This is a genomic window from bacterium (assembly GCA_035308905.1).
Lineage (GTDB): Bacteria > Sysuimicrobiota > Sysuimicrobiia > Sysuimicrobiales > Segetimicrobiaceae > DASSJF01.
Map to the genome: position 1 here is coordinate 1 of DATGFS010000072.1, position 25,838 is coordinate 25,838.

The 25,838-nt window shown below is 71.5% G+C and carries 22 protein-coding genes; 17 read left to right on the forward strand and 5 right to left on the reverse strand.

From position 1 onward, the window contains the following. The first annotated feature begins 114 nt into the window (after positions 1-114). Positions 115-2,175, forward strand: coding sequence for a threonine--tRNA ligase (thrS, locus tag VKT83_18385; protein HLY24439.1), 2,061 nt, complete (start codon positions 115-117; stop codon positions 2,173-2,175). Here thrS and VKT83_18390 read toward each other — a convergent pair. Continuing rightward, entirely contained in the window at positions 2,172-2,849 is a 678-nt protein-coding gene (locus VKT83_18390) for a YceI family protein (protein ID HLY24440.1), read from the reverse strand. The genes thrS and VKT83_18390 overlap by 4 nt on opposite strands. A gap of 65 nt (positions 2,850-2,914) precedes the next feature. Between VKT83_18390 and holA the strand changes: the two genes are divergently transcribed. Next, complete coding sequence (holA, locus tag VKT83_18395) at positions 2,915-3,889, forward strand: DNA polymerase III subunit delta (GenBank protein HLY24441.1); 975 nt, start codon at positions 2,915-2,917, stop codon at positions 3,887-3,889. A 9-nt stretch (positions 3,890-3,898) separates the two neighbouring features. On the opposite strand, the gene rpsT is transcribed toward holA, so the two are convergent. Both rpsT and VKT83_18405 read right to left on the reverse strand, forming a co-directional pair. Continuing rightward, positions 3,899-4,162, reverse strand: coding sequence for a 30S ribosomal protein S20 (rpsT, locus tag VKT83_18400; GenBank protein ID HLY24442.1), 264 nt, complete (start codon positions 4,160-4,162; stop codon positions 3,899-3,901). 93 nt (positions 4,163-4,255) lie between these two features. Next, positions 4,256-5,536, reverse strand: a complete 1,281-nt coding sequence (locus tag VKT83_18405; GenBank protein ID HLY24443.1) for an alkaline phosphatase family protein — start codon at positions 5,534-5,536, stop codon at positions 4,256-4,258. Between the two features lie 96 nt (positions 5,537-5,632). On the opposite strand from VKT83_18405, the gene murJ reads away from it, so the two are divergent. From murJ to VKT83_18425, 4 genes are all read left to right on the forward strand, one after another. Further along, positions 5,633-7,258 (forward strand): murein biosynthesis integral membrane protein MurJ, encoded by a 1,626-nt coding sequence (gene murJ / locus VKT83_18410; GenBank protein ID HLY24444.1) that lies wholly within the window; start codon positions 5,633-5,635, stop codon positions 7,256-7,258. Positions 7,259-7,398: 140 nt separating this feature from the next. Beyond that, the gene (gene hrcA / locus VKT83_18415; protein HLY24445.1) at positions 7,399-8,418 is read left to right on the forward strand and encodes a heat-inducible transcriptional repressor HrcA; all 1,020 of its coding nucleotides are present in this window, start codon (positions 7,399-7,401) and stop codon (positions 8,416-8,418) included. Positions 8,419-8,428: 10 nt separating this feature from the next. Further along, positions 8,429-9,565 carry a molecular chaperone DnaJ gene (gene dnaJ / locus VKT83_18420; GenBank protein HLY24446.1) on the forward strand — a complete coding sequence of 379 codons (1,137 nt, stop codon included), beginning with the start codon at positions 8,429-8,431 and terminating at the stop codon, positions 9,563-9,565. A gap of 23 nt (positions 9,566-9,588) precedes the next feature. Next, a complete protein-coding gene (locus VKT83_18425) occupies positions 9,589-10,527 on the forward strand; it encodes a 50S ribosomal protein L11 methyltransferase (GenBank protein ID HLY24447.1) in 939 nt (312 codons plus the stop codon). Here the strand turns inward: VKT83_18425 and VKT83_18430 are convergent. Beyond that, positions 10,457-10,717, reverse strand: coding sequence for a hypothetical protein (locus VKT83_18430; protein ID HLY24448.1), 261 nt, complete (start codon positions 10,715-10,717; stop codon positions 10,457-10,459). The genes VKT83_18425 and VKT83_18430 overlap by 71 nt on opposite strands. Positions 10,718-11,090: 373 nt before the next feature. Between VKT83_18430 and carA the strand changes: the two genes are divergently transcribed. Continuing rightward, entirely contained in the window at positions 11,091-12,203 is a 1,113-nt protein-coding gene (gene carA / locus VKT83_18435) for a glutamine-hydrolyzing carbamoyl-phosphate synthase small subunit (GenBank protein HLY24449.1), read from the forward strand. After that, positions 12,203-15,409, forward strand: a complete 3,207-nt coding sequence (gene carB, locus VKT83_18440; GenBank protein HLY24450.1) for a carbamoyl-phosphate synthase (glutamine-hydrolyzing) large subunit — start codon at positions 12,203-12,205, stop codon at positions 15,407-15,409. Before carA ends, carB begins: the two co-directional genes overlap by 1 nt. A 63-nt stretch (positions 15,410-15,472) precedes the next feature. Here the strand turns inward: carB and pip are convergent, their stop codons facing one another. Next, positions 15,473-16,444 carry a prolyl aminopeptidase gene (pip, locus tag VKT83_18445; protein HLY24451.1) on the reverse strand — a complete coding sequence of 324 codons (972 nt, stop codon included), beginning with the start codon at positions 16,442-16,444 and terminating at the stop codon, positions 15,473-15,475. Positions 16,445-16,572: 128 nt separating this feature from the next. Here pip and argC point away from each other — a divergent pair, with 128 nt between their 5' ends. From argC to VKT83_18490, 9 genes are all read left to right on the forward strand, one after another. Next, a complete protein-coding gene (gene argC / locus VKT83_18450) occupies positions 16,573-17,619 on the forward strand; it encodes an N-acetyl-gamma-glutamyl-phosphate reductase (protein HLY24452.1) in 1,047 nt (348 codons plus the stop codon). A gap of 17 nt (positions 17,620-17,636) precedes the next feature. Then, positions 17,637-18,854 carry a bifunctional glutamate N-acetyltransferase/amino-acid acetyltransferase ArgJ gene (gene argJ, locus VKT83_18455; protein ID HLY24453.1) on the forward strand — a complete coding sequence of 406 codons (1,218 nt, stop codon included), beginning with the start codon at positions 17,637-17,639 and terminating at the stop codon, positions 18,852-18,854. Between the two features lie 7 nt (positions 18,855-18,861). Further along, positions 18,862-19,737, forward strand: coding sequence for an acetylglutamate kinase (argB, locus tag VKT83_18460; GenBank protein ID HLY24454.1), 876 nt, complete (start codon positions 18,862-18,864; stop codon positions 19,735-19,737). Between the two features lie 31 nt (positions 19,738-19,768). Continuing rightward, a complete protein-coding gene (locus tag VKT83_18465) occupies positions 19,769-21,040 on the forward strand; it encodes an acetylornithine transaminase (protein ID HLY24455.1) in 1,272 nt (423 codons plus the stop codon). A 12-nt stretch (positions 21,041-21,052) separates the two neighbouring features. Further along, positions 21,053-22,354, forward strand: a complete 1,302-nt coding sequence (locus tag VKT83_18470; protein HLY24456.1) for an argininosuccinate synthase — start codon at positions 21,053-21,055, stop codon at positions 22,352-22,354. Positions 22,355-22,363: 9 nt separating this feature from the next. Further along, positions 22,364-24,013, forward strand: coding sequence for an argininosuccinate lyase (gene argH / locus VKT83_18475; GenBank protein ID HLY24457.1), 1,650 nt, complete (start codon positions 22,364-22,366; stop codon positions 24,011-24,013). 3 nt (positions 24,014-24,016) lie between these two features. Next, on the forward strand, positions 24,017-24,508 hold the full coding sequence (argR, locus tag VKT83_18480) for an arginine repressor (protein HLY24458.1): 492 nt from the start codon (positions 24,017-24,019) through the stop codon (positions 24,506-24,508). 132 nt (positions 24,509-24,640) lie between these two features. Continuing rightward, positions 24,641-25,216, forward strand: coding sequence for an rRNA maturation RNase YbeY (gene ybeY, locus VKT83_18485; protein ID HLY24459.1), 576 nt, complete (start codon positions 24,641-24,643; stop codon positions 25,214-25,216). Next, positions 25,216-25,758 (forward strand): diacylglycerol kinase family protein, encoded by a 543-nt coding sequence (locus VKT83_18490; GenBank protein HLY24460.1) that lies wholly within the window; start codon positions 25,216-25,218, stop codon positions 25,756-25,758. Before ybeY ends, VKT83_18490 begins: the two co-directional genes overlap by 1 nt. The last annotated feature ends 80 nt before the right edge of the window (positions 25,759-25,838 follow it).

A 25,838-nucleotide genomic window follows, 5' to 3' on the forward strand; every position in this document is an offset into this window, starting at 1 on the left:
GGAGGTCCTGCGAAGACGGGACAGGAGGCGCGAAGGCGCCGGAGGTCCTGCGAAGACGGGACAGGAGGCGCGAAGGCGCCGGAGGTCCTGCGTAGACAGGGGGAGATGGTGGCCATGGCCGAACGGACGCCGGCAAGAGGCCGCTCTGCGGCCGGAGGTCCCGCGCGAGACGGGGCAAGAGGCCGCTCTGCGGCCGGAGGTCCCGCGCAAGACGGGGCAGGAGGCCGCTCTGCGGCCGGAGGTCCTGACCGGATCACGCTGCGCCTGCCGGACGGATCGACGCGCGCCTTTCCGCGCGGCGTCGCGCTGGCCGAAGTGGCGCGGGAGACCGGGGCGCGCGACGCGCTTGCCGCGCGCGTCGACGGCGAGGTGCGGGATCTCGCGTTCCGCCTGGACGGCGACGCCGCGGTCGAATGGCTGACCTTCGCCGACCCCGGGGGCCGCGAGGTCTACTGGCACAGCACGTCGCATCTCCTGGCGCAGGCGGTCCGCGAGCTGTTCCCCGAGGCGAAGCTCGCGATCGGGCCGCCCATCGACGACGGCTTTTACTACGACTTCGATATCGGCCGGCCGTTCACGCCGGAGGACCTCGAGCGCCTCGAAGCCCGGATGCGCGAGCTCGCCACGCGCGACCAGCGGATCGAGCGAATCGCCGTGCCGCGCGGCGACGCCGTCCGGCTGTTTCGCGACCGGCAGGACGTCTACAAGAGCGAGCTGCTCGAGGGCATTCCCGACGACCCGGTCAGCTTCTACCGGCAGAACGGCTTTCAGGACATGTGCCGGGGTCCGCACCTCCCGTCAACGGGCCTCATCAAGGCGGTCAAGCTGCTCAGCACGTCGGGCGCCTACTGGCGGGGCGACGAGCGGCGGCCGATGCTGCAGCGGATCTACGGCATCTCGTTTCCCACGCAGCAGGCGCTGGACGAGTACCTGGCGCGCCTGGAAGAGGCCAAGCGGCGCGACCACCGCAAGCTGGGCCGCGAGCTCGGTCTCTTCGCGTCGGTCCAGGAGGTCGGGCAGGGGCTGCCGCTGTGGCTGCCGCGCGGGGCCACGGTGCGCCGGATCCTCGAGCGCTACATCATCGACCTCGAAGAGAGCCTCGGCTACCAGCACGTGCACACCCCGGATCTCGCCAACGTCGAGCTGTACAAGATCAGCGGGCACTGGGACCACTACCGCGAGAACATGTACCCGCCGATGAAGGTCGACAACGAAGAGCTCGTGCTGCGGCCGATGAACTGCCCGCATCACATCATGGTCTTCAAGCAGGGCCAGCACAGTTACCGCGACCTCCCGGTGCGCATCGCCGAGCTCGGCACGATGTACCGCTACGAGCGGTCCGGCGTGCTGACCGGCCTCGCGCGCGTGCGGGCGATGACGCTCAACGACGCGCACATCTTCTGCCGCCCCGACCAGCTGATGGACGAGTTCATCAGCGTCGTGCGGCTGATCCAGCGTGTGTACGCGGATCTCGGGCTGCATCCGTTCTGGTACCGCCTGTCCACCCGCGACCCGCACGACCGCGAAAAGTTCGTGCAGAACGACGCGATGTGGGAGTCGGCGGAAGGGCAGCTGCGGGCGGCGATGCAGACGCTCGGACTCGACTATGTCGAGGCCCCGGGCGACGCCGCGTTCTACGGCCCCAAACTCGACGTGCAGGTGCCCAACGTGATGGGCAAGGACGAGACGATTTCGACCGTGCAGCTCGACTTCTACCTGCCGGAGCGGTTCGGCCTCGAGTACATCGGCGAGGACAGCCAGCCGCACCGGCCGGTGATGATCCACCGGGGCGTCATCAGCACGCTCGAGCGCATGATGGCGTTTCTGATCGAGCAGTACGCCGGCGCGTTTCCGCTCTGGCTCGCGCCCGAGCAGGTGCGCGTGCTGCCGATCGCCGACCGGCACCTCGCCTACGCGCGCCGAGTCGCCGACACGCTGCGCGGCCGGGGCATCCGCGTCGAGGTGGACGTCAGCAGCGAGCGGACCGGGCACAAGATCCGGGAAGCGCAGTTGATGAAGATTCCGTACATGCTCGTCGTCGGCGACCGCGAGGAGGCGCAAGATGCCGTGGCCGTCCGCAGCCGGGCGAAGGGCGACGAAGGCACGCAGCCGATCGCGGCGTTCGCCGAGCGCGTCGGCGCGGAGGCCGCGCACCGCGCACCGGCGGCCTCCTAAGGGGCGCGGGCGACGATATGCAGGGTGACCGTGACCGGATCCCGCGCCACGAAGATGAACGCGCGCGGGTAGGGGATGCCGTAGTCGGCCATCCGGACCGTCGCGGTCGCGTCGGCCGCGTACTCGGCGGCGAGCGCGAGCACGCGGGCCGTAAAGGCGGTCTCGCGCGCGACGTCACGGATGACGAGGCGCCCGCGCACTTCCGCGGGGAACGGCTCGACGGCGAGGCCCGGGCGCGCCGCCGCGGTGCCCGTGAACGTGATGGTGGGATACGTGCCGGTCTGCAGGAACGTTGCGTGCATCGCGCGGTCGCGCATCCCGATGCCGGTGGTCAGGCTGCGCGCGTCGACAACGGCGGAAATCCGGGCCGCATAGGCGTCGCCGTCGGCCGGCTCGACCTCGACGCGGCCGCTCACCCGGGCCGTGTGGCCGGAAAACCCTCCGCGGTTGTCGGGGACGGCGAAGGTCACGGACGATTCGCCAGGCACGATCGCGAAGCCGTGGAGCGGGATGGGCGCGGCGCGCGGGGGCGTCGCGGGGACCGGTGCCGCGGCGGCACGCCACGCCATCGTTGCGGCGATCGCCGCCGTCAGCAGGACAATCCGCCGGGTCCGGGCCGAGGTGAGGGTGCGCATCGCCAGATTCTTACCGCGTTCGTGTATCGGGCGCGTCACAGCGGCGCCTCTTCTCGCCGGCGGAAGCATCGCGTGCCGATGTCGCTGACATCGGGTCCGCGGCCGTGAGCGGCCCCCCCTCCGCGGTCTATCTGCTCCTCGGCGAGGAAGACGTCCGCGCGGACGAGGCGCTGCGGACAATTCTGCACGAGGTGGTGCCGGACGAGGAGCGCGCGCTCAACCTCGACGTCATCGACGCCGGCACGATGCCGATCCAGGACGTGATCACGCGGTGCGAGACGCTGCCGTTCTTCGGCGCGCGGCGCGCGGTGGTCTTCCACGTGCGCAATCCGGAGTCGTGGCGCGCGGCCGAGCAGGACGCCCTCGCGGACTATCTGAACCAGGGGGTGCCGCCGTCCGTGCTCGTGATCGTGGCCCCGCGGCTCGACCAGCGGCGCCGGCTCGCCGGGGTGCTGCAGCGCAAGGCGCAGGTGATTCGGTGCGACCCGCTCGACCCCGGGCAGCTCCCGGCGTGGCTCGTCGCGCGCGCCCGCGAGTCCGGCAAGACGATGACGCCGGAAGCCGCGAATCTCTTGGTGGAGCTGGCCGGCGGCGGTCTGCGCGCGCTCGGGCTCGAAGTCGCGAAGCTGGCCGCCTACGCCGGGGACCGCGAGACGATCACCGCCGCCGACGTGCGCGAGGTCGCGAGCCACGTCGCGGCGCAGGTCACGATCTTCGAGGTCATGGATGCCGTCGGCCACCGGCGTCCGGACGACGCGTTTCGTCTCCTCGATTCGCTGATCGCCCTCGGCGAGCCGCCGCTGCGCATCCTCTATATGTTGGAGGATCAGGTGCGCATGCTGGCCCGCGTCCAGGAGCTCGTCGACCGCGGCGTGCGGAACCGCTCAGACGTGCAGAAGGCGCTCGGGTCGCGGGCGTGGCGCTACCGCGATTATCAGAAACAGGTCGATGCGTTTGGGCGAATCGACGTGGAGACGCTGCTGGGACTGCTGCTCGAGACCGACGGCGCGATCAAGACGGGGCAGATGCCCCCGCGCCTGGCGCTGGAAACCTTGGTCGTGCGGATGAGCGGGGTGTAGGGCCGGGTCCTACGCCGACGCGCGCGTCTGCGAGTTCGCCCAGCGCGTCAACCGCGACTTCTTGCGGGCCGCCGCGTTGGGATGCAGGATGCCCTTGCGGGCCGCGGCATCGAGTGCGCTGATCGCGGCGAGCAGGGAGTCTCCGCCGGGCTGCTCCGTCGTGCGCGCGTCCTTGACGACCGTTTTGACCCTGGACCGGATCGCCTGGTTGCGGACCGCGCGCTTGACGTCTTGACGCTTCCGCTTCAGGCCGGACTTCGTTCGCTTCGCCACACCGCCACCTCCACATAATCCCGCCGCGGCGTCGTGCGGCCTCCGCAGCGGGCGACGCCCATTGTAGCACAGGGGCGGCGGGTGCGCGCGCGCTCAGTCCGGGAGGGCATCGGCGTGCTGGAGCGGGTGCCCGTCCATGTCCGCCGCGGGCAGATCAAGATGGCGCAGCACCGTTGGCGCGATGTCGAGCACGGACGTCGGTTCGAAGTGTGCCGCGGCGCCGTCGAATCCGCGGCCATCGATCATCAGGAACGGCGCCTGCTCGTACGCGCCGAGGCCGCCGTGCTGGCCGAATCCAAGGTGGTGCGACTTGCCCGGCCCCGGAAGCGCCTCGAGGCTCAGCCCGGGCACCCCGAAGTCGTTGACGCCGTCCTCGGCCGGCATCGAGACGGCAAAAGCCAACCCTTCCCGCGGCGCCTGGCCGACCTCGCCCAGCCGGTCGGGCGGGAACACCCGGCCCGCCCAGTCGGACGACATGAGGAAATCGCTCAGCGCCGGAATTCGCGTGCCGTTGTCGGGATGTACGTACACCAAGGCGGCCGTCCCGCTGGACACGGACACGACGTCTCCCGACGAGGGCCCGGCTTTGAGACCCGCCGCGATCAGCTCCGCCTCCACGTCCACGACCCCTGTGACCGTCTGGTGCCCATGGTCGGATCCGATCGCGACGAGGACGTCGTCGCCGGCCGCGCGCAGACGGTCCACGGCCGCGATGACGAGCGCGGCATGCGCGTCCGCCTGGCGAAGCACGGCGAGGTGCGCGGGCGAGCCGAGCGGCAGTTCGTGCTGCATGTGGTCCGGCTCGTGCAGCCACAGCACGGCCAGCGCCGGGCGCCTCTCGAAGAGGACCTCGGCGATGAATCGATCCGTCATCGCCCGATCGCCGGCGAGATCGCCCGTCACCCGGAGCTCGTCGGCGGCCGGCACCGGCACCCGCCCGGGCCCGAACGATCCCGCGCGATTGTACAAGAAGCCGTGCCCGTCGGGATCGTGGGCGTAGGCCGCGCCCGGCGAGGCGTTGCTGAACGTGATCGCCGCGCCGCGTCCCTCGAGCCGTTCCGTCATCGTTGGGACGGCGAGCGAGGTCCCGGTGATCCGGCGCTTATGCTGCAGAAAGTCAGCGCCCCCGGCGTCGTGGCGGACGAACACGCCGTTCTCGAGCAGCGCGACCGAGTTGCCCTGCACGCCGTGGCGGGCGGGGTGGCAGCCCGTGGCAAAACTGGCGGCGACGACGCGCGTCGCGGATGGAAAGACCGAACGGTGCGCCCGGAAGTCTTCCGCCCGTGCGCGGAACGCCGCAAGCGACGGCGTATACGCGGCGGTGACGAGATCCCGCCGCAGCCCGTCGAGGATCACCACGACGACGCGTGTCACTCCGTAAAGATACCTCCACGTGTCTTTGGGCGTCCAGGCGCGTGGTCTGAGCCGCGCGTGGCGAAAACGGTTGTCCGGCGGTATAATGGCCGCGATATGACAGCTCCGGATGTGCCCGCGGCCGTGTCCGCCACCCCGGGAACTGCCGCCGGCGCATCGACCGCGGGGACGATCGCGCGGTCGGCGGGACTCATCGCGGCCGGGACGGTCGCCAGCCGCGTGCTGGGTCTCGCCCGCGACGTCATGATCGCCGCGATCTTCGGCGCGACCGCCGCGCGTTCCGCGTTCGTCATCGCCTACTCGCTTCCGTTTTTCGTGCAGCGGCTCTTCCTCGGCGGCACGCTCAGCATCGTGTTCATTCCGGCGATCACGCGCGTGCTGGTGCAGGGCGATCAGGACGAGATCGACCGCGTCGTCTCGAGCACGTTCACCATGGTGCTGCTGATCGGCGCCGCGATGGTCGTGGTCGGCGTGATCGCGGCGCCGCTCCTCGTCCCGATCGCCGCGCCAGGCTACCTTCGCACGAACCCGGGCGTGCTGACCACCGCGGTCGAGCTGACGCGGGTGATGTTCGTCTCGATGGCGTTCCTCGCGCTGTCCGCGTTTGCGACCGGCTACCTCAACGCCCACCAGCGGTTCGGCACGCCCGCGCTTGCCCCGGTCGTCTTCAACGTAGTGATCATCGCGTCCGTGTACGTCCTCGCGCGCAAGATCGGCATCCTCGGGGTGGCGGTGAGCTTTCTCCTGGGATGGGCCGCGCAGTTTCTCGTGCAGCTGCCGGAGGCGCGCGCCGCCGGCTTCCGGTGGCGGTTGTCGATCGACCTCTCCCATCCCGCCGTCCGGGAGATGGGGCGGCTCGCGGTGCCGGCGATGCTCGGCCTCGCGGTGATCGAGATCAACTCGAACGTGGGACGCTTTTTCGCCTCGTTCCTGCATCCGCAGCCCGGGGTGGACTATCTCGCCGTCCTCGACTACGCGTTCCAGCTGGTGCAGGCGCCGGTGAGCATCTTTGCGCTCTCGATCGCCACGGCGCTGTTCCCGACGATGGCGCGCCACGCCGAGTCCGACACCTGCGCGCTGCGCGACGCCACGTCGCTCGGCCTGCGCGGCGTGCTCTTCACGATGATGCCGGTGATGGCGTGGACCCTTGTCGCGAGCCCGCTCATCGTGCGCGTGATCTTCCAGCGCGGCGCCTTCGGCCCCGCCGCGACCGCGGCGGTGGCCGTGGGCTTCGTCGGCTATGCCGTCGGAGCGGTGCCGTACGCCGCCTACTACATCGTCACCCGCACGTTCTACGCGCTGCACGACACGCGCACCCCGGTGAAGGTCGGGCTGTACATGGTGGCGCTCAACGCGCTCGGCGACTACCTGCTGATGCGGTGGTACGGCCACCTCGGCATCGCGCTCGCGACGTCGATCGTCGCGTTTGCCAACGTCGCCGTGCTCATGTGGTTCTTACGGAAGCGGCTCGGCCGGCTCGACGGCAGCGCGCTCGCCTCGACCGCGGCGCGGACCGGCATCGCGGCGCTCGGCCTTGCCGCGGCGATGGCGGTGGTGCTGCGCGCCGGTCCCCATCTCGTGTCGACGGTCCGGCTGGGCGGCGCGGTCACGGTGCTGCTCGCGGCGACCGCCGCCGGGGGGATCGTCTATCTGGCCGTGTGCCGGCTTCTCGGCGTCAGGGAGTTGCGGCTGCTGCGCTTTGGCCGTCCAGGCGCGGCATAGGCGCGCCGGCAGGGGCGCCTTTTGCGACGTCGCGGCTTGACACCCGTTTCGTGGGGATGATACGCTCGGTCCCGGACGTTTAGCACTCTAAGGACGTGAGTGCTAAATCGTTGCGATAGGCATGCGGCGGAGGTCCGGCGATGGAGCCCATCGAGGGCCGGCGGCGCGAGATTCTCAGGATCGTGATCGACGATTACATCGCCACCGCCGAGCCGATCGGCAGTGAGGCGGTGCGGGAGCGCCATGGCCTGAACGTCAGTTCGGCCACCGTGCGCAACGAAATGGCCGCGCTCGAAGACATGGGATACCTGAATCAGCCGCACACTTCGGCGGGACGGGTGCCCACCGACCGTGGGTACCGCGTCTACGTCGACTCGCTCGTCCCGGAAGAGGCGCTGCCCTCCGCCGAGCAGACGCGGCTGCGCGAGACGTTGTTCCTCCGGGAAGAACCGCACCGCGCGATCGCGCGCGTCGCCCACGCGCTCGCGGCCGGCACCGAGTACGCGTCCGTCGTTGAAGCGCCGCACCTGCACGAGCAGGTGATCCGCCACCTCCACTTGATCCCGCTCACGGCGCGGCGGGCGCTCATCGTCGTCGTCACGGACGCCGGCGTCTTCGAGGGGAAGACGGTCGAGCTGGAAGCGGCCACGTCGCCGGACGAGTGCGACCGGCTGTCGCAGGAGATCAGCCGCCGGGTGGCCGGCTGGCGCCTCGGCGATCTGACCGTACGGGCGATGGATCAGGTGATCGGCGAGGTGGCGCTGTACCGCCAGGTCGTAACCGAGGTCGGCCGGCTCATCGGCGATCAGATCGCGGCATCGTCCCGCATTCACACCGAAGGGCAGGCGAACATCTTGAAGCAGCCGGAGTTCCGCGACGCGCGGCGCGCCGAGCCGGTGCTGTCGGCCCTCGAGCGGCACGAGGTCGTGACGGAGATTCTGCACGACGGCGGTTCTGCGCCCGTGCGGATCACGATCGGCGCCGAGCACCGGCGCGGGGAGATGCGCGACACGAGCGTCGTGGCCGCGACCTACTACGTCGGCGGCCGGCCGGCCGGCGAGCTCGCGATCGTCGGGCCGACGCGGATGCGCTACGGACGCGCGATCTCCCTGGTCCGCTTCCTCGCCGATACGCTCGGCGAAGCACTCGGCCGGCTCTAGTCCCGTCGCGATGCCGCGAACCGACTACTACGAAGTGCTCGGGGTGCCGCGCGCCGCGTCCCAGGACGAGATCAAGCGCGCGTTCCGGCAGCTGGCCCGCGAGCACCATCCCGACGTCAACAAGGATCCCGGCGCGGCCGACCGCTTCAAGATCATCAACGAGGCGTATCAGGTGCTCGGCGATCCGGAGCGGCGCGCGCGGTATGACCGCGGCGATTTCGTCGCCGCGGGACGGCCGGACGGGCGCGGCGGCCCCTTCGGCGCGGGCCCGTTCGAAGATCTGTTCGACATGTTCTTCGGACAGACCATGGGCGCCGGCATGCGGTCGGGCGAGCCAGGGCCGGAGCGCGGCAGCGATCTGCGCGTGGCGCTCGAAATCACCCTCGAGGACGCGGCGCGCGGCGCGGAGCACACGATCCCGATCGTCCGGGAGGAGACCTGCCCGGCATGCTTCGGCACCGGGGCGGAGAAGGGCAGCGCGCCCGAGACCTGCCCGTCGTGCCGCGGCGCCGGACAGGTCCGGTACAGCCGTCAGACGCCGTTCGGCTCGTTCCAGCAGATCACGACGTGCCCGGAGTGCCGCGGCGCCGGCAAGGTCATCCGCAAGCCGTGCCGCGAGTGCCGCGGCCGCGGCCGGATGGATACGAAGCGCAAGATTACGGTCGCGGTGCCCGCGGGGGTCGAGGACGGAACGCGGCTGCGCCTGCAGGGCGAGGGCGAAGCGGGCATGCGGGGCGGAGGGCGTGGCGACCTGTACGTCGACCTCCGCCTTGCCGAGCATCCCGTTTTTACGCTCGAGGGACGCAATCTGCACTGCCGTGTGGACGTGTCGATGGCGCAGGCCGCGCTCGGCGCCGAGGTGGAAGTGCCCACGCTCGACGGACCCTCGGCCCTCCGCGTGCCGGCGGGGACGCAGCCCGGCGCCACGCTCGTGCTGCCGGGGAAGGGCATGCCCCGCACGCGCGGGGGCGCGCGGGGCGATCTCGTGGCCCACGTGCGCGTCGCGATTCCGACCCGCCTGACCGCGGAACAGTCCGCCGCCCTCGCCGAGTTCGCCAGACTGCTGGGCGAGGCGCCTCGGACCCGGCGGTCCGGGCCGGCCCGCCGGAAGCCCCTCTTCGGTAAACTCCGTTCGGCCGACTCGTGACGGCGCCGCGGCGGCGTCCCGCCGTGATTCGCTCTCCATGGGTCGAACTGCGCGTGACGGTCTCCGCGGAGGCCGCCGAAGCCGTCGGGGAGATCCTCCGTGACCTGCGCGGCGGCGGGCTCGTTGAGGAACGTCCCGCCGCCGGCCGCGTGCGGTTCCGTTCCTACCTCCCGCCGTCCCGGCTGCTGGACGGCCCGCTGCGGGCGGCGCGCCTCCGGATCCGCGAACTGCCCCGGTACGGGCTCGACCCGGGACGGATCACGATCGCCCGCCGGCGCCTTCCGGCGCAGCGGTGGGGGACGGCCTGGCGGGCCTATGCCAAAGCCGTCCGCGTGGGGCGTCTCCTCATCCGGCCCTCATGGGTGCGCGCGGCGCCGCGGCCCGGCGATCTCGTCATGGCGATCGATCCGGGCATGGCCTTCGGCACCGGGATGCACGCGAGCACGCGCCTCGCGCTGCGCGGGCTCGGGCAGGCGCTTGCCCGGCGGCAGGGCGCCGCCGTCTTCGACGTCGGCACCGGCTCGGGGATCCTGGCGATCGCGGCGGCCGCGCTCGGCGCGGGTACCGTGTGGGCGGTGGACAGCGATCCGGTCGCGACCGCCGCGGCGCGCGCCAACGCCAGGCTGAACGGATGCGCGCGACGGGTCCGCGTCGCGGACGGGTCCGGGATGGGCGCCGCGCCGGGCCGCGCCGACGTCATCGTCGCCAACATCGTGGCCGCCACGATCATCGAGCTGCTGCCGGAGGCCCGCGCCCGGCTGGCCCCGGGCGGTTTGTTCATCGGATCGGGAATCGTCGCGGGGCGGGTGCGCGGGGTGCTGCGGGCGGCCCGGGCCGCGGGGTTTCAGAAGAGGGCGGTGCTGCGGGAGGGGGACTGGCGGGCGGTGGTTCTTAGTGCGAGGCCCAGATCTGGCTCGCCAGCGTCAGCAGCACGAAGAACCCGATCAGCACGACCGCGGTGATCACGAACGCCCGGCGCGGCGGCCGCGCGGCCGAGCCGGAGCTTTCCTCGTGGACGCGGTGCACCGTGCGGAGGGCGACGAGCCCGACGAGCGCGAGGGCGACCAGCACGGCGCTGAGCCCCCACACGCTGGCGACGATCGACAGCCAGATCGTCCCGAGGCCGAAGGCGATGAGCAGTACGGTGCGCAAAACGGCTAATCCCACTCGAGCCAACGGCGTATCCCCCGGGGGACGACGCCGCGCCACCGGGGCGCGGGGCCATCCATTGACGGCTTGTTCTGTGGCCCGGCTTGCATTTCCTCGTCCCTGCGATAGAATAGACTGCGGCAGCGGACCATTAACGATCTCCGGGAGGGATCGATGGTGCGCCGGGACGTCCTAGGTTACGCCGTAGGCCTACCGTGCGCCGATCGGGGAGCCCCTTCCGGGCTCCCTTTCGTTATGCCCGCGACGCCGTCGCATTCCGACGGCCAGTCCCGCGTCAGCGGGGCGACGCCGCACGAATTGTATTTTTATGCATAACGTAGTATAATCATGCGGCGACGAGCCGCGGAGGACGAGGATGCAGGCACGCCTGGCGCTTGAAGACGGCACGATCCTCACCGGGCGCGCGATCGGCGCGCGCGGGTGGGCGGGGGGAGAAGTCGTCTTCACCACCGCGATGACGGGCTATGAGGAAGTGCTGTCGGATCCGTCCTATAACGGGCAGATCGTGACGATGGCATATCCGCTCATCGGCAACTACGGCGTGAGCGGGGAAGCGTGGGAGTCGTTCCGGCCGCACGTCGAGGGATTCGTCGTCGGCGAGGCCGCGGATCTGCCGCACCACTGGCGGGCCGAGAGCACGCTCGCCGCGACGCTCGCGCGGTGGGACATCCCCGGCCTCGCCGGCGTCGACACGCGCTTTCTCGTCCGCCACCTGCGTTCGCACGGGCTGAAGCGCGGCCTCGTGTCCACCGAAGACGTCCCGGACGAGGCGCTGGTCGCGCGGGCGCAGGCGCTTCCCGACATCGGGACGCTCGATCTCGTGGGCGAGGTCAGCACGCCCTCGATACGGCACCTCGCCGGGCCCGGGCCCAAGCTCGCGCTGCTCGACTGCGGCGTGAAGACCGGCATCATCGAAGCGCTGCGCCGGCGCGGCTGCGACGTGTGGGTGCTGCCGCACCGCACCACCGCCGAGGAGATTCTCGAGCTCGCGCCCGCCGGGCTGGTTCTCTCGCCGGGACCGGGCGATCCGCAGCGGCTGCCGCACCAGGTGGCGCAGGTGCAGCGGCTGTGGGGCCGGACGCCGATGTTCGGGATCTGTCTCGGGCATCAGATCATCGGCCGCGCGGCCGGCGCCGCGACGTTCAAGCTCCCGTACGGGCACCGCGGCAGCAACCACCCCGTGAAGGATCTCGTGACCGGCCGGGTCTGCGTCACCACCCAGAACCACGGCTACGCGGTGGACGAGGCGTCCGTCGCCGGCACGGAACTCGCCGTCACGCACCGCAACCTCAACGACGGCACCGTCGAGGGGCTGCGGCATCCGCGCCTGGCGATCATGACCGTGCAGTACCATCCCGAAGGGCGGCCCGGCCCGCTCGACTCCTCTTACCTGTTCGACGCGTGGATGGAGATGATCGGGGCGGCGCCGCACGAGCCCGGCACGGCGGTGGGGTCCGCCCGAGCCTGATGTCCGGCAGCGTCAGCAAAGTTCTCGTCATCGGCTCCGGACCGATCACGATCGGCCAGGCCGCGGAGTTCGACTACTCCGGCAGCCAGGCGTGCCGCTCGCTCTCGGAAGAGGGTGTCGAGGTCATTCTCGTCAACAGCAACCCCGCGACGATCATGACCGACGTCGAGACGGCCGACCGCGTCTATATCGAGCCGCTCACGGTCGAGTTTCTGACCCGCGTCATCGCGCGGGAGCGGCCGCAGGGGCTGCTCGCGACGCTCGGCGGGCAGACCGGCCTCAACCTCGCGGTGGCGCTCGCCGAAGCGGGCGTGCTGGAGGAGTACGGGGTCAGGCTGCTCGGGACGCCGCTCGAGGCCATCCGGCACGCCGAGGACCGCGAGCTGTTCAAGGACGCGATGCGGGCGTTCGGCGAGCCGGTCCCGGAAAGCGTCGTCGCGACCACCGTGGAGGAAGCCCGCGCCTTCGCGGCGCGGGTGGGCTTCCCGGTGGTGATCCGCCCGGCATACACCCTCGGCGGCACGGGGGGCGGCATCGCCCCGGACGCCAGGGCGCTCGACGAGATCGCCGCGCGGGGCCTCGCCGTGAGCCGGATCCACCAAGTCCTGGTCGAGCGCTCGGTCGCCGGCTGGAAGGAGATCGAGTACGAGGTGATGCGCGACCGGCTCGACACGTGCATCACCGTCTGCAACATGGAGAACCTCGATCCGATGGGCGTGCACACCGGCGACAGCATCGTGATCGCGCCGAGCCAGACGCTGAGCGACCGCGAGTACCAGATGCTGCGCAGCGCGAGCCTGCGGATCATCCGCGGCCTCGGCATCGAGGGCGGCTGCAACATCCAGTTTGCGCTCGACCCCGAGAGCACGCGGTACTACGTCATCGAGGTGAACCCGCGGGTCAGCCGCTCCAGTGCCTTGGCCAGCAAGGCGACCGGCTACCCGATCGCGCGGGTCGCGGCCAAGATCGCGCTCGGCCGCACGCTCGACGAGATCCGCAACGCGATCACCGGCGAGACCTTCGCCTGCTTCGAGCCGGCGCTCGACTACGCCGTCGTCAAGATCCCGCGCTGGCCGTTCGACAAGTTTCCCTACGTGGACCGGCGGCTCGGGACGCAGATGCAGGCGACCGGCGAGGTGATGGCAATCGGCCGGAGCGTGGAAGAGGCGCTGCTGAAGGCCCTCCGCTCGCTCGATCAGCGGGTCGACGGGCTCGACTACCCGCCGGCCGCGGACTGGTCGCGCGAGGCGCTGCGGCAGCGGATCGCGGACCCGTGCGACGAGCGGCTGTTCGCAATCGCGGAGGGGCTCCGCCGCGGCATGCTGCCGCAGGAGATCGCCGATCTCTCGCGCATGGATCTGTTCTTCGTCAATAAGATCGCCAACATCGTCGGGATGCTGCAGGGACTGCGCAGCCGGCGCGATCCCGAGACCCTGCGGGCCGCGAAGCGCCTCGGCCTGCCGGACACCGCGATCGCCCGGGCGTGGGAGACGACCGAGGACGCGGTGCGCGCGATGCGGACGGGGGAGAGCATCCGCCCCGTCTACAAGATCGTCGACACCTGCGCGGGCGAGTTCCCGGCGAAGACGCCCTATTTCTACTCCACCTACGCGCGCGAGGACGAGGTGCCGGAGAGCCCGCGCCGCCGCATCGTCGTGCTCGGGTCGGGGCCGATCCGGATCGGCCAGGGCATCGAGTTCGACTACGCGAGCGTGCACGCCGTGAAGGCGCTGCGCGACGATGGGCTCGACGCCGTGCTGATCAACAACAATCCCGAGACGGTCAGCACGGACTTCGACGTGGCCAGCCGCCTGTACGTCGAGCCGCTGACCGTCGAGGACGTGCTCAATGTCATCGAACGGGAACGCGCCGACGGTGTGATCGTCCAGGTGGGCGGCCAGACTGGGCTCAACCTTGCCGGTCCGCTGGCCGAGCGCGGCGTGCGGGTGCTCGGCACGACGGTCGAGGGGCTCGACGCCTCCGAGGATCGCGGCAAGTTCGACGCGCTGCTCCGCCGGCTCGACATCGCGCACCCCGCGGGCGGCGCGGTGCGGTCCGTGGCGGAGGGCCGCGCGCTCGCGGACCGCCTCGGCTTTCCGCTGCTCGTCCGGCCGTCCTACGTGCTCGGCGGCCGCGGGATGGAGATCGTGGCGGCGGCCGACGAGCTCGTCCGGTACCTCGAAGCGGCGTTCGCCGCCGACCGCGAGCATCCGGTGCTCATCGATACCTACGTCGAAGGCACGGAGGTCGAGGTCGACGCGATCAGCGACGGCGACGCGGTGTTCCTGCCGGGCATCATGGAGCACATCGAGCGGGCCGGCGTGCACTCCGGCGACAGCATCGCGGTGTTCCCGGCGCAGCACCTCGGGCCGGATGAGACGGATCAGGTGATCGACGCCACGGTGGCGATCGCGCGCGCGCTCGGCGTCCGCGGCTTTCTCAACATTCAGTTCGTCGTCAAAGACGGCCGCGTCTACGTGCTCGAGGCGAATTTGCGCAGCAGCCGGACGATCCCGTTCGTGAGCAAGGCGGCGGGGGCGCCGTTGGTCCGCCTCGCCGTCCACGTCATGCTCGGGCGGAGCCTCGCCGACCTCGGCTATCCGGGCGTGACACGCCTGCCGGCGCCGGCGCGCGTCTCGGTCAAGGCGCCGGTCTTCAGCAGCGAGAAGATGGCGCAGCTCGACGTGCTGCTCGGTCCGGAAATGACCTCGACCGGCGAGGTGATGGGGCAGAACAGCAGCCTGCCGGGCGCGCTCTACCGCGCGCTCGTCGCCGCGGGGATCGAGATGCCGGACCCGGCCGCCGGCCGCGCGCTGCTCGCCAGCATCGCGGACCGCGACAAGGCCGGCGCCGTCGAGCTGGTGCGGCGGTTCGTCGATCTCGGGTTTACCGTGTACGCGACGGACGACACCGCGAAGTATCTCGCCGACCACGGGGTCCACGCCATCCACGTCAGCAAGAACGGCGATCCCGAGACGGCGCTCCGGCTCGTGCACGAGCGCGCGGTCAGCCTGGTGCTGAACACGCCGACGCGGGGCCGCACGCCCGGACGGGCCGGCTTCGCGCTGCGGCGCGCGGCGTTCGAGCGGCACCTGCCGTGCTTCACGTCGCTCGACACCGCGGAGGCGTTCCTCGACGTGCTCACCGCGATCAAGGCCGGCGAGATCCCGGCGCCGCACGCGGCGATGGAGGTGTCTCCGCTCTAGCCCTCCGCGATGTCATCTACGCCGGCGGACCGCCTACGGCGGACTCGCCGGCTACGATGTCATCTAAGCGCGAAGCCGCCGCTTCAGCCGCTCCGTCGCCGTCACCAGCTCCCGCGCGGTCGCCGGCTCGAACGCGACGTGCCCCGCGTCCGGAACCAGGATGTACTCGGCTTCCGGCCACGCCTCGTGCAGGCGGTGCGCCGTGTAGGGCGGGCAGTCGAGGTCGTACCGGCCCTGGACGATCGTGCCCGGGATCGACCGGATCCGGCCGACGTCCCGCAGCAGCTGGCCGGGCTCGAGGAAGCAGTCGTGCACGAAGTAGTGATTCTCGATACGCGAGACCGGCAGCGCCTTCGCGTCGACCTCGGACTCCGCCTCCGCGACCGGATCGGGCAGCAGCGTCGTGCAGCGCGCCTCGTAGTGCGACCATACGCGCGCGGCGCGAAGGCAGACCTCGGGGTTCGGATCGTTGAGCAGCCGGCGGTAGCGCTCGAGGAGGCCCGCGGTGTCCCGCGGACCCGCGCCGGAGCCCTCGACGAAGTCGTTCCAGGCCTCCGGCGAGAACAGGCGCATGCCGGTCATGAACCAGTCGATCTCCGGCCGCTCTGCGAGGAAGATCCCCCGCACGATGAGGCCGGTGCAGCGCGCCGGGTGCGCCTCCGCGTAGGCCAGCGTCAGCGTCGAGCCCCACGAGCCGCCGAACACCGCCCAGCGGTCGATCCCGCGCGCCTCGCGCAGCCGTTCCATGTCGCCGACGAGGTGCTGCGTCGTGTTGTCGCCGATCTCCGCGAGCGGGGTGGAGCGGCCCGCGCCGCGCTGGTCGAAAACGACGATCCGCCAGGCGTTGGGATCGAAGAACCGCCGGTGCGCCGGCCCGGCGCCGCCGCCGGGTCCGCCGTGCACGAACACGATCGGGACGCCGTTCGGGTTGCCGCTTTCCTCCCAGTACATCTCGTGACGGCCGCCGAGCGCGAGCCGTCCGCTGGCGTACGGCTCGACCGGCGGGAAGAGGTGGCGTTCCGCGTCGGGGTTCATGGAGGGGAGCATTCGGTCCCGGGTGCGGGCGGACCCTGCCGGCGGCGCCGTCCCTCCGGCCCCACCCGCGGCGGAGGCCGGGGGCGGGCGTTGCAACTTTATTCATGTTCGTGTATGATTATTCCACCATGGCCGTTCGCGTGAGCGTGATTGGGGCGTCGGGCTACGGCGGGGCGGAGGCGGTGCGCCTGCTCGCGACCCATCCCGAGGCGCGCCTCGTCCACCTGACGGCCGAGACGCAGAAGGGCCGCCGGTTCTCGGATCTGTACCCGAACCTGCGCGGCTTCGTCGATCTCGTCACGGAAGAGGCGAACCCCGCGGTCCTCGCCGGGGATTCCGACGTGGTGATCGTCTCGCTGCCGAGCGGCAAGGCAATGGCGCTCGTGCCGGAACTGCTCGAGCGGGGCGTCCGGGTGATCGACGTGGCCGCGGATTTTCGCCTGCGCGACGCGGCGCAGTACCCGGTCTGGTACAAGTTTGAGCACGCCGCGCCGGGGTATCTCGCCGAGGCGGTCTACGGCCTCACCGAGCTGCACCGCGGCGAGATTCGCACGGCGCGGCTCGTCGCCGACTGCGGCTGCTATCCCGCCGCGGCGCTGCTGGCGCTGGCCCCGTTCGTCAAGCACGGGCTCGCGGCCCCGGACGCGATCATGATCGACGGCGTCTCCGGCGTCTCCGGCGCCGGCCGGGGCGGCGCCTCCGGGGGCTTCGGATACTCGGAGACGAACGAGGACCTGCGCCCGTACTCGGTGGGGACGCACAACCACACCGCCGAGATCGAGCAGGAGCTCTCGGCGCAGGCGGGCCGTGCGGTGCGCGTGACGTTCGTGCCGCATCTTGCGCCGATGACGCGCGGCATCCTCGTCACCGCGTACGCGCGTCTCGCGCGGGCGGCGGATGCCGCCGCGGCCCAGGCGCTGCTGCGCGACGCGTACGCCGGGGAGCCGTTCGTGCGGGTCCTGCCGGACGGGGCGCTGCCCCAGACCAAGGCGACGCTGGGCAGCAACTTCTGCGACGTCGCGGTCCGGATCGACGCGCGCACGCAGACGCTCATCGCGATGGCGGCGCTCGACAACCTCGGCAAGGGCGCCGCCGGCCTCGCGGTCCAGAACCTCAACGTGATGTGCGGCTTTCCGGAAGAGACCGGGCTGCGCACGCCCGGCCTCTACCCTTAGCCGGATAAGGAGGACGCATGGCGGGCAGCGTGTCGCGGTTGGTGCAGGGCGGCGTCACCTCGGCGCAGGGGTTCACGGCCTCGGGCGTGCACTGCGGGATCAAGCCGCAGAAGAAGGACCTCGCGCTCGTCTTCTCGCGCGTCGCGGCGGCGGCGGCGGGAGTGTTTACGACGAACAAGGTCAAGGCCGCGCCGGTGCTCCTCGACATGGAGCGCGCCCGCTCGGGACGCGGGCAGGCCGTGGTGCTCAACAGCGGCAACGCGAACGCCTGCACCGCCGAGCAGGGGATGCGGGACGCGCGGGAGATGGGGCAGCTCACGGCGCAGGAGCTCGGCATCGCCGAAGACCTGGTGTACGTGTGCAGCACCGGCGTGATCGGACGGGTCCTGCCGATGGACGCCCTCCGGCGCGGCATTCCCGAAGCGGTGCGCCTCTTGAGCCCGGACGGTGGGGCGGCCGCGGAGGCGATCATGACGACGGACACGGTGCCCAAAACCGCGGCGGTGCAGGTGCCGATCGGGGGGCAGGTCGTCACGATCGGCGGCATGACGAAGGGCGCCGCGATGATCCACCCTCAGATGGCGACGACGCTTACCGTGCTGACGACGGACGCCGCGGTCGCCGTGCCGCTCCTTCACGCCGCGCTGCGCCGGGCCGCCGACGTGTCCTACAATCGCATCACCGTGGACGGCGACCAGAGCACCAACGACACGATCCTCCTGCTGGCCAACGGGGAGGCCGGGGCGCCGGAGATCGCCGAGCCCGGCGAGGCGCTCGATGCCTTCCAGGCGGCGCTCACGGCGTGCGCAACGGATCTCGCCCGCATGATCCCGCGGGACGCCGAGGGCGGGACCAAACTGATCGAGGTGACGGTCCGCGGGGCGCAGAGCGAGGACGACGCCTACCGCGCGGCGCGGGCGATCGCGCTCTCGCCGCTCGTCAAGACCGCGATCTACGGCCGGTCGCCGAACTGGGGCCGGATCTTCGTCGCGGTCGGCGGCTCGGGGGCGGAGGTGCAGCCCGAGCGCATGTCGGTGCGGATCGGCCCGGTGCTCGTGGCCGATCGGGGCGGCCCGGCCGGGGAGCCGGAGAGCCTCGCCGAGGTGGCCCGCTACATGGCCGGCGACACGATCACGGTGGTGGTCGACCTCGGCCTCGGCAAGGCCGAGACGACGATGTGGACGTGCGACTTCACGGAGCAGTACGTGAAGGAAAACGCCGACTACCTGACGTGAGGGCGCGATGAGCCGGACACCGATGGTCGCGACCGGCGAGGCCGTGCTCGCGGGCGGCGTGATCGCCCAAGGGCTCGGGTACGTCAACGCCTGGAAGGGCAAGACGGTCGTCGTGAAATTCGGCGGCAGCGTGCTCGACGCCATCGGCCGCTCGACGATCGCGGAGGACCTCGCGCTGCTGAAGGGCGCCGGGATCGACCCGGTGCTGGTGCACGGCGGCGGGCCCGAGATCACGCGGATGCTCGAGCGGCTCGGCAAGCCCTCCACGTTCGTGCACGGGCTGCGCGTCACGGACGCCGAGACAATGGAAGTCGTCGAAATGGTGCTGGCCGGCCGCGCGAATAAGTCGCTCGTCTCGGCGATCACGCAGGCCGGCGGCCGGGCGGTGGGATTGAGCGGCAAGGACGGACGGATGCTGCTCGCCCGGAAGTACGAGTCGGACGTCGATCTCGGGCAGGTCGGCGAGGTGGCGGCGGTGGACCCGGCGCTCGTGCGCGCCGTGAGCGAGGACGGCTACATCCCGGTGATCGCCTCGATCGGCATCGGAGCGGACGGCACGAGCTACAATCTGAACGCCGACACCGCCGCGGGGGCGCTCGCGATCGCGGTCGGCGCGAGCAAGTTCATCCTGCTGACCGACGTCGACGGCGTCTACCGCGATCGCGAGGCCCGCACGCTCGTGTCCGAACTGCGGGCCACGGAGGCCGAATCGATGACACGGGACGGCACGATCAGCCGCGGCATGATCCCAAAGGTGGCGGCCTGCCTCGACGCGATCCGGGGCGGCGTGCCGAGCGCGCACATCATCAACGGAACCGTCCCGCACGCGCTGCTGGTGGAGCTCTTCACCGAGCGCGGCATCGGGACGATGCTCACGCCGTAGACGTTCGACGCGGAGACGGAGGAGGGTGACGATGACGACGCGGGAGATCATCGAGTTGAGCGGCCGGGTGCTGGCCCCGAACTACCGCCGCGCCCCGGTGGCGTTTCGCGAGGGGCGCGGGATGGTGCTCACGGATCTGGAGGGCAAGCAGTACCTGGACTTCGTCGCCGGCATCGCCGTCGACGTCCTGGGACACGCGCACCCCCGGTTCGTCGCCGCGATCCAGCAGCAGGCCGCCCGGCTCGTCCACGTCTCCAACCTGTACCAGATTCCGGAGCAGGCGCGCCTCGCCGAGCGGCTCGCCGGCGTGACCGGCATTCCGGACGGCCGGGTCTTCTTCTGCAACAGCGGCGCCGAGGCCGCGGAGGCGGCGATCAAGCTGGCCCGCAAGGCCGGCCGGGCGCGGCGCAATGCGGACGTCTACGAGATCATCGTCGGCAGCCACAGCTTCCACGGCCGGACGATGGGGGCGCTCGCGGCCACGATGAACCCGAAGTACCACGAGGGCTTCGAGCCGCTGGTCCCGGGCTTCGTGGAAGTGCCCTTCAACGATCTCGGCGCGGCGGAGCGGGCGGTCGGGCCCAAGACCGCGGCCGTGCTCATGGAGCCGGTGCAGGGCGAGGGCGGCATCAATCCGGGAGACGACGCCTACCTGACGGGCCTTCGCCGGCTGTGCGACGCGAAGGGCCTCTTGCTCGTGCTGGACGAGATCCAGACGGGGTTCGGACGGACGGGCCGGTGGTTTGCCTACCAGCACGCCGGCGTGCTCCCGGACATTCTGGCGCTCGCGAAGGGTCTGGGCGGCGGGGTGCCGATCGGCGCGGTCGTCGCGCGCGACGAGATCATGCAGGCGCTGCAGCCCGGCACCCACGGCACGACGTTCGGCGGGAACCCGCTCGTCTGCGCCGCGGCGCTTGCCGTGATCGAGACGATCGAAGCCGAGCGTCTCGTCGACAACGCGAAAGAGACCGGCGAGTACCTGATGACCCGCCTGCGCGAGCTGGCGGCGAAGACGTCGCTGGTGACAGAGGTGCGCGGCCGCGGACTGATGGTGGCGGCCGAGATCACCGTGCCGTCGGACAAGGTCGTCGCCGCGTGCCTCGCCCGCGGCCTGCTGGTCAACAACGTGCGCCCGACCTCGATCCGGTTTGTGCCGCCGCTGATCGCGACGCGCGCGGACGTCGATCGGGCGATGGAACTGTTCGGCGCGGCGCTCGCGGACGTGGCCGCCGCGCCCCCTTCGGGGACTAGCCTGCGGGATGCGCAGGCGTCGCAGGGCAAAGCCCCGGCGTCGGCCGGATAAGGAGCACGGTTCATGGCGCAGCCTAAGAACATCGCACTCGCGTACAGCGGAGGCCTCGACACCTCCGTCATCATCCCGTGGCTCAAGGAGCAATATTCGGGCGCGCGCGTCGTCGCCGTGGTCGCGGACGTCGGCCAGGGCGACGATTTCGACCAAGTGAAGGACAAGGCACAGCGCAGCGGCGCCGACGCGGTGCACGTCGTGGACGTGCGGCGGATCTTCGTCACCGACTACATCTGGCCGGCGCTGCGGGCGGACGCGATTTACGAGGGGCGCTACCTGCTCGGCACCTCGCTCGCGCGGCCGCTGATCGCCCGGGTGCAGGTCGAGGCCGCCCTCGCCGAAGGCTGCGACGCGGTGGCCCACGGCTGCACCGGCAAGGGCAACGACCAGGTGCGCTTCGAGCTCGCCTATCAGGCGCTCGCCCCGCAGCTGGCCGTGATCGCGCCGTGGCGCGAGTGGACGCTCGGGTCGCGCGAGGAAGAGATCGACTACGCGAAGGCGCACGGCGTGCCGATCCCGGTGACGCGCGAAAAACCCTACAGCATGGACCAGAACCTTTGGCACCTCAGCTTCGAGAGCGGCATCCTGGAGGATCCGTGGGCGGAACCGCCGGCGGACATGTTCCGGTTGACCGTCGATCCGTCGAAAGCGCCCGACACAGCCGAGTACGTCGAGATCGGCTTCGAAGCCGGCACACCCGTCTCGCTCGACGGCCGCCGCGTCGATCCGGTGGAGCTGGTCGCGTCGCTCAACCGGCGCGCCGGCGCCCACGGCGTCGGCCGGGTCGACATCGTCGAGAACCGGCTGGTGGGGATGAAGAGCCGCGGCGTGTACGAGACGCCGGGCGGGACCGTCCTCGTCGACGCGCACCACCATCTGCAGACGATCACGCTCGACCGGGAGACGCAGCACTTCAAGGCGCTCGCCGCGCCGCGGTACGCCGAGCTCGTCTACTACGGCCTCTGGTACTCGCCGCTGCGCCGCGCCTTGGACGCCTTCGTCGCGTCGACGCAGGAGACGGTGACGGGCAGCGTGCGGGTCAAGCTCTACAAGGGCACCTCCACGGTCGTCGGCCGGCGGGCCGAGCGGTCGGTGTACAGCCACGAGCTCGCGACCTTCGGGCGGGGCGCGGGCTACGATCAGAAGGACGCGGAGGGGTTCATCCGCCTGTTCGGCCTTCCGACCAAGGTCTTCGCCGCGACGAATCCGGAGAGCACGAAGGACGCCTCCCCGATTCCGCTGGAGATTCCCGCGCACTCGGGCGGGCCCGGCGCCGCCGTCTCCCGCGCGGCGGGCCGGCCGCGCCGCTGAGGCACTCCCGTGACTGAGCGGCAGGAGGGCCCGAAGGGGCCCGGAGGTCCCGCGAAGACGGGGCGGGAGGGCCCGAAGGGGCCCGGAGGTCCCGCAAAGACGGGGCAGCGCGGCCGCGGCCAGGACGATCCCGCCACCGCCCGGATGTGGGGCGGCCGCTTCCGGGGCACGATCGATCCGACGGTCGCCGCGTTCACGACCTCGCTGCCGTTCGACCGGCGGCTGTACCGCGCCGACATCCTCGGCAGCATCGCCCACGCCACGATGCTGGGGCGGTGCGGGATCATCGAGCCGGCCGAGGCGAAGGAGCTCGTCCGCGGCCTGCGCGAGCTCATTCAAGAGATCGACGCCGGCGTCGTCCGGATCCACGGCGCCGAAGACATCCACTCGTTCGTCGAGGCGCAGCTGCGGACGCGTCTCGGCGACGTCGCGGGCCGGCTCCACACCGCCCGGTCGCGCAACGATCAGGTGGCGACGGACCTGCGGGTCTACCTGAAGGGGGAAATCGTCACCCTCGTCGGCCGCACGGTGGCCCTGCAGCAGGTGCTGTTGATGCTGGCGGAGGCCCACCCGTCGGTGATCATTCCGGGCTACACGCACATGCAGCGGGCGCAGCCCGTGCTGCTGGCCCACCATCTGCTGGCGTACGTGTGGATGCTGCAGCGCGACGTGGACCGGTTCCACGAGGTCTTCGCCCGGACCGACGTCCTGCCGCTCGGCGCCGCGGCGCTCGCCGGCACCTCGTACCCGATCGACCGGCGGATGGTCGCCTCGCTGCTCGGGTTCTCGCGCGTCGCGGAGAACAGCCTCGACGCCACCGCGGACCGCGACTTCGCGGTCGAGTTCATCGCGTCGGGGTGCCTGCTGATGTCGCACCTGTCGCGGCTGGCCGCCGAGATCGTCCTGTGGGCCACGTCGGAGTTCGGGTTCGTCGAGCTGCTCGACACGATCAGCAGCGGCAGCAGCATCATGCCCCAGAAGAAGAACCCGGACGCCGCGGAGCTCGTCCGCGGCAAGGCCGCCCGCGTGCTCGGCGATCTCACCGCGATCCTGGCGATGCTCCGGGGCCTGCCGCTCGCCTACAACAGCGATCTGCAGGAGGACAAGGACGCGGTCTTCGACACCGTGGACACCGTCCAGGCGAGCCTGCAGGTGATGGGGATCGTGCTGAACGGCATCCGCGTCGACACCGACCGCATCGCCGCGCAGCTGCGCGGCGGCCTGATGGGCGCGACGGAACTCGCCGACTATCTCGCGCGGCGCGGCATGCCGTTTCGGGAGGCGCACGAGCTGGTCGGGCGCGTCGTGCTCTACGCGCAGGAGCGCGGCCGCGAGCTGTGGGAGCTGTCGCCGGCGGAATACCGGGAGTTCAGCCCGATGCTCGAGCCCGACGTCCTCGACCTCACGACGCCGGCCGGCGCGGTCGCGTCGAAGCGCTCCGAAGGCGGCACCGCGCCCGAGCGCGTTGCCGAGCAGATGCAGGCGGCCCGCGGCGCGATCACGCGGACCCTGTCCTGGCTCGCGGCGCTCCCGGCCGTGCCGGCCGAGCGCGACGCCTCGCCGTCCGCCGCCGTCCCGCCCCGCAAAGACGGGGCCGGCCGGTCCGCGGCGTCCCCGGCGGGCGGGGACCGGCCGCCGGGCGGCGGCCAGCCGGCCTAGCCGATGGCGGGCCGCCGGGGGCGCGAAGCGACGCGCACAGAGCGCGAGCGGCGTATCCGCGAGATTCTCGGCCGGCACGCGATCGAGACACAAGACGACCTCGTCGACCGGCTCCGCCACGAGGGGCTTGCGGTCACCCAGGCCACCGTCTCACGTGACATCAAGCGCCTCGGGCTCGTCAAGGTCCCGCTGTCCGACGGCCGGTCGCAGTACGTGGCGCCAGAGCGCCCCTCGCCCGCGGATGTGCTGCGGCGTCTCCAGCATGCCGCGACCGAGTACGTTCTGTCCGTGGACGCGGGCGAGGATCTGGTGGTAATCCATACGCTCACGGGACGGGCGAACGCCGTGGCCGCCGCGCTCGACGAGATGCAGTGGCCCGATGCGGTCGGCACGATCGCCGGCGACGACACGATCCTGATCGTGCCGCGCCGGCGCGCGGCGCGCGCCAAGCTCCTTGTGATGCTGCGCCGAGTCATGGAGGGCGGGGCGCCGTAGCCGGCGGAGCAAAGGGGTCGAGTTCGGACGGGACGAACCGATCCGGCGACGCCGGCACATCCTGCCGGCCGACACGCGGCCGGCCAACACGAAATTAAAGCCGGCTAGTCCCCGTCAGGCGGGCGACCGGCGATGGACGTCATCGTCACCAATCTTCAGGGCATATCGGTGGACGCGAAGTTCGTCCGCGACGTCCTTCTCCACGCGCTCCGCCTCCAAGGCTACCGCGAGCCGGCCGACGTGGGCGTGGCGCTGGTGGACGACGCCTACATCCGCGTGCTCAACCGGGAGTATCGCGGCGGCGACTACGCGACCGACGTGCTGGCGTTTCCGATGGACGGGGCCGACGGCGGCGGCGGATCGCCCCCGGATCCCGGCGGACGAAGCGGCGCCGACGGGCCGGTGCTCGGAGACATCGTCATCTCGATCCAGCGGGCCCGCGACCAGGCGCGCCAGTTCAAGCAGCCGCTGCGGCGCGAGGTGGCGCTGCTTGCGATTCACGGCCTGCTGCACCTCCTGGGGTACGACGACGAGACGGAAGCCGCGGCGTCGGTGATGTGGTCGCGGCAGAAGGAACTGCTCGAGATGATCCTCGGTCCCCGGCCGCAGGTCCCCGGGCCCGCGGGCCTCTCCGGCTCGCGCCGCAGGCCCAGGGCCAAAGGTGCGCACACAGGGCGCGCGGCGCGGACCGCGCGGGGGGCGCGGTAGTGCCCCAGGCCGTGCGTCCGCGCGCGCCGGATCGCGACTCCGCGGCCGGACGGGGGCATGTGCATTCCTTTCCCGCCGCGGTCGTGTACGCGGCGCGCGGCGTGCGGTACGCGGTCCGCCGCCAGCCCAACCTGCGCGCGCACATCGCGATCGCCGGCCTCGTCCTCTTGGCGGGCGCCGCCGCGGGGTGCTCCGGCGTCGAACTCGCGCTGCTCGCCGGCGCGGTGGGCTTCGTTCTCTCGGCCGAACTGCTCAACACCGCGATCGAGCTGCTGACCGACCTCGTGTGTCCCGACGAAGACCCCCGCGCCGCCGCGGTCAAGGACGTGTCCGCGGCCGCCGTGCTCGCCGCCTCCGGCGCCGCGGCGGCGGTCGCGGCGTTCATCGTCCTGGCCCGTGTCTGGCCGGGGGCTCCTCTGGCCGGCCGCGCGGCCGCCGCGCTCGGGATCGCGTGCCTCGCCGCCTTCGGCTTCGCCGTGCGCGGCCGTGTGGCGCGGGCCTCAAGCGCCCAGTCCGGCGCGGCCGGGCCGCGGATGGTATAATCGCATTATTGGATACAATAATCTCGTCGATATGCCCGCATGTCCGCAGGTGTTCGTCCCGGCACGCGCGCACCGGCGCC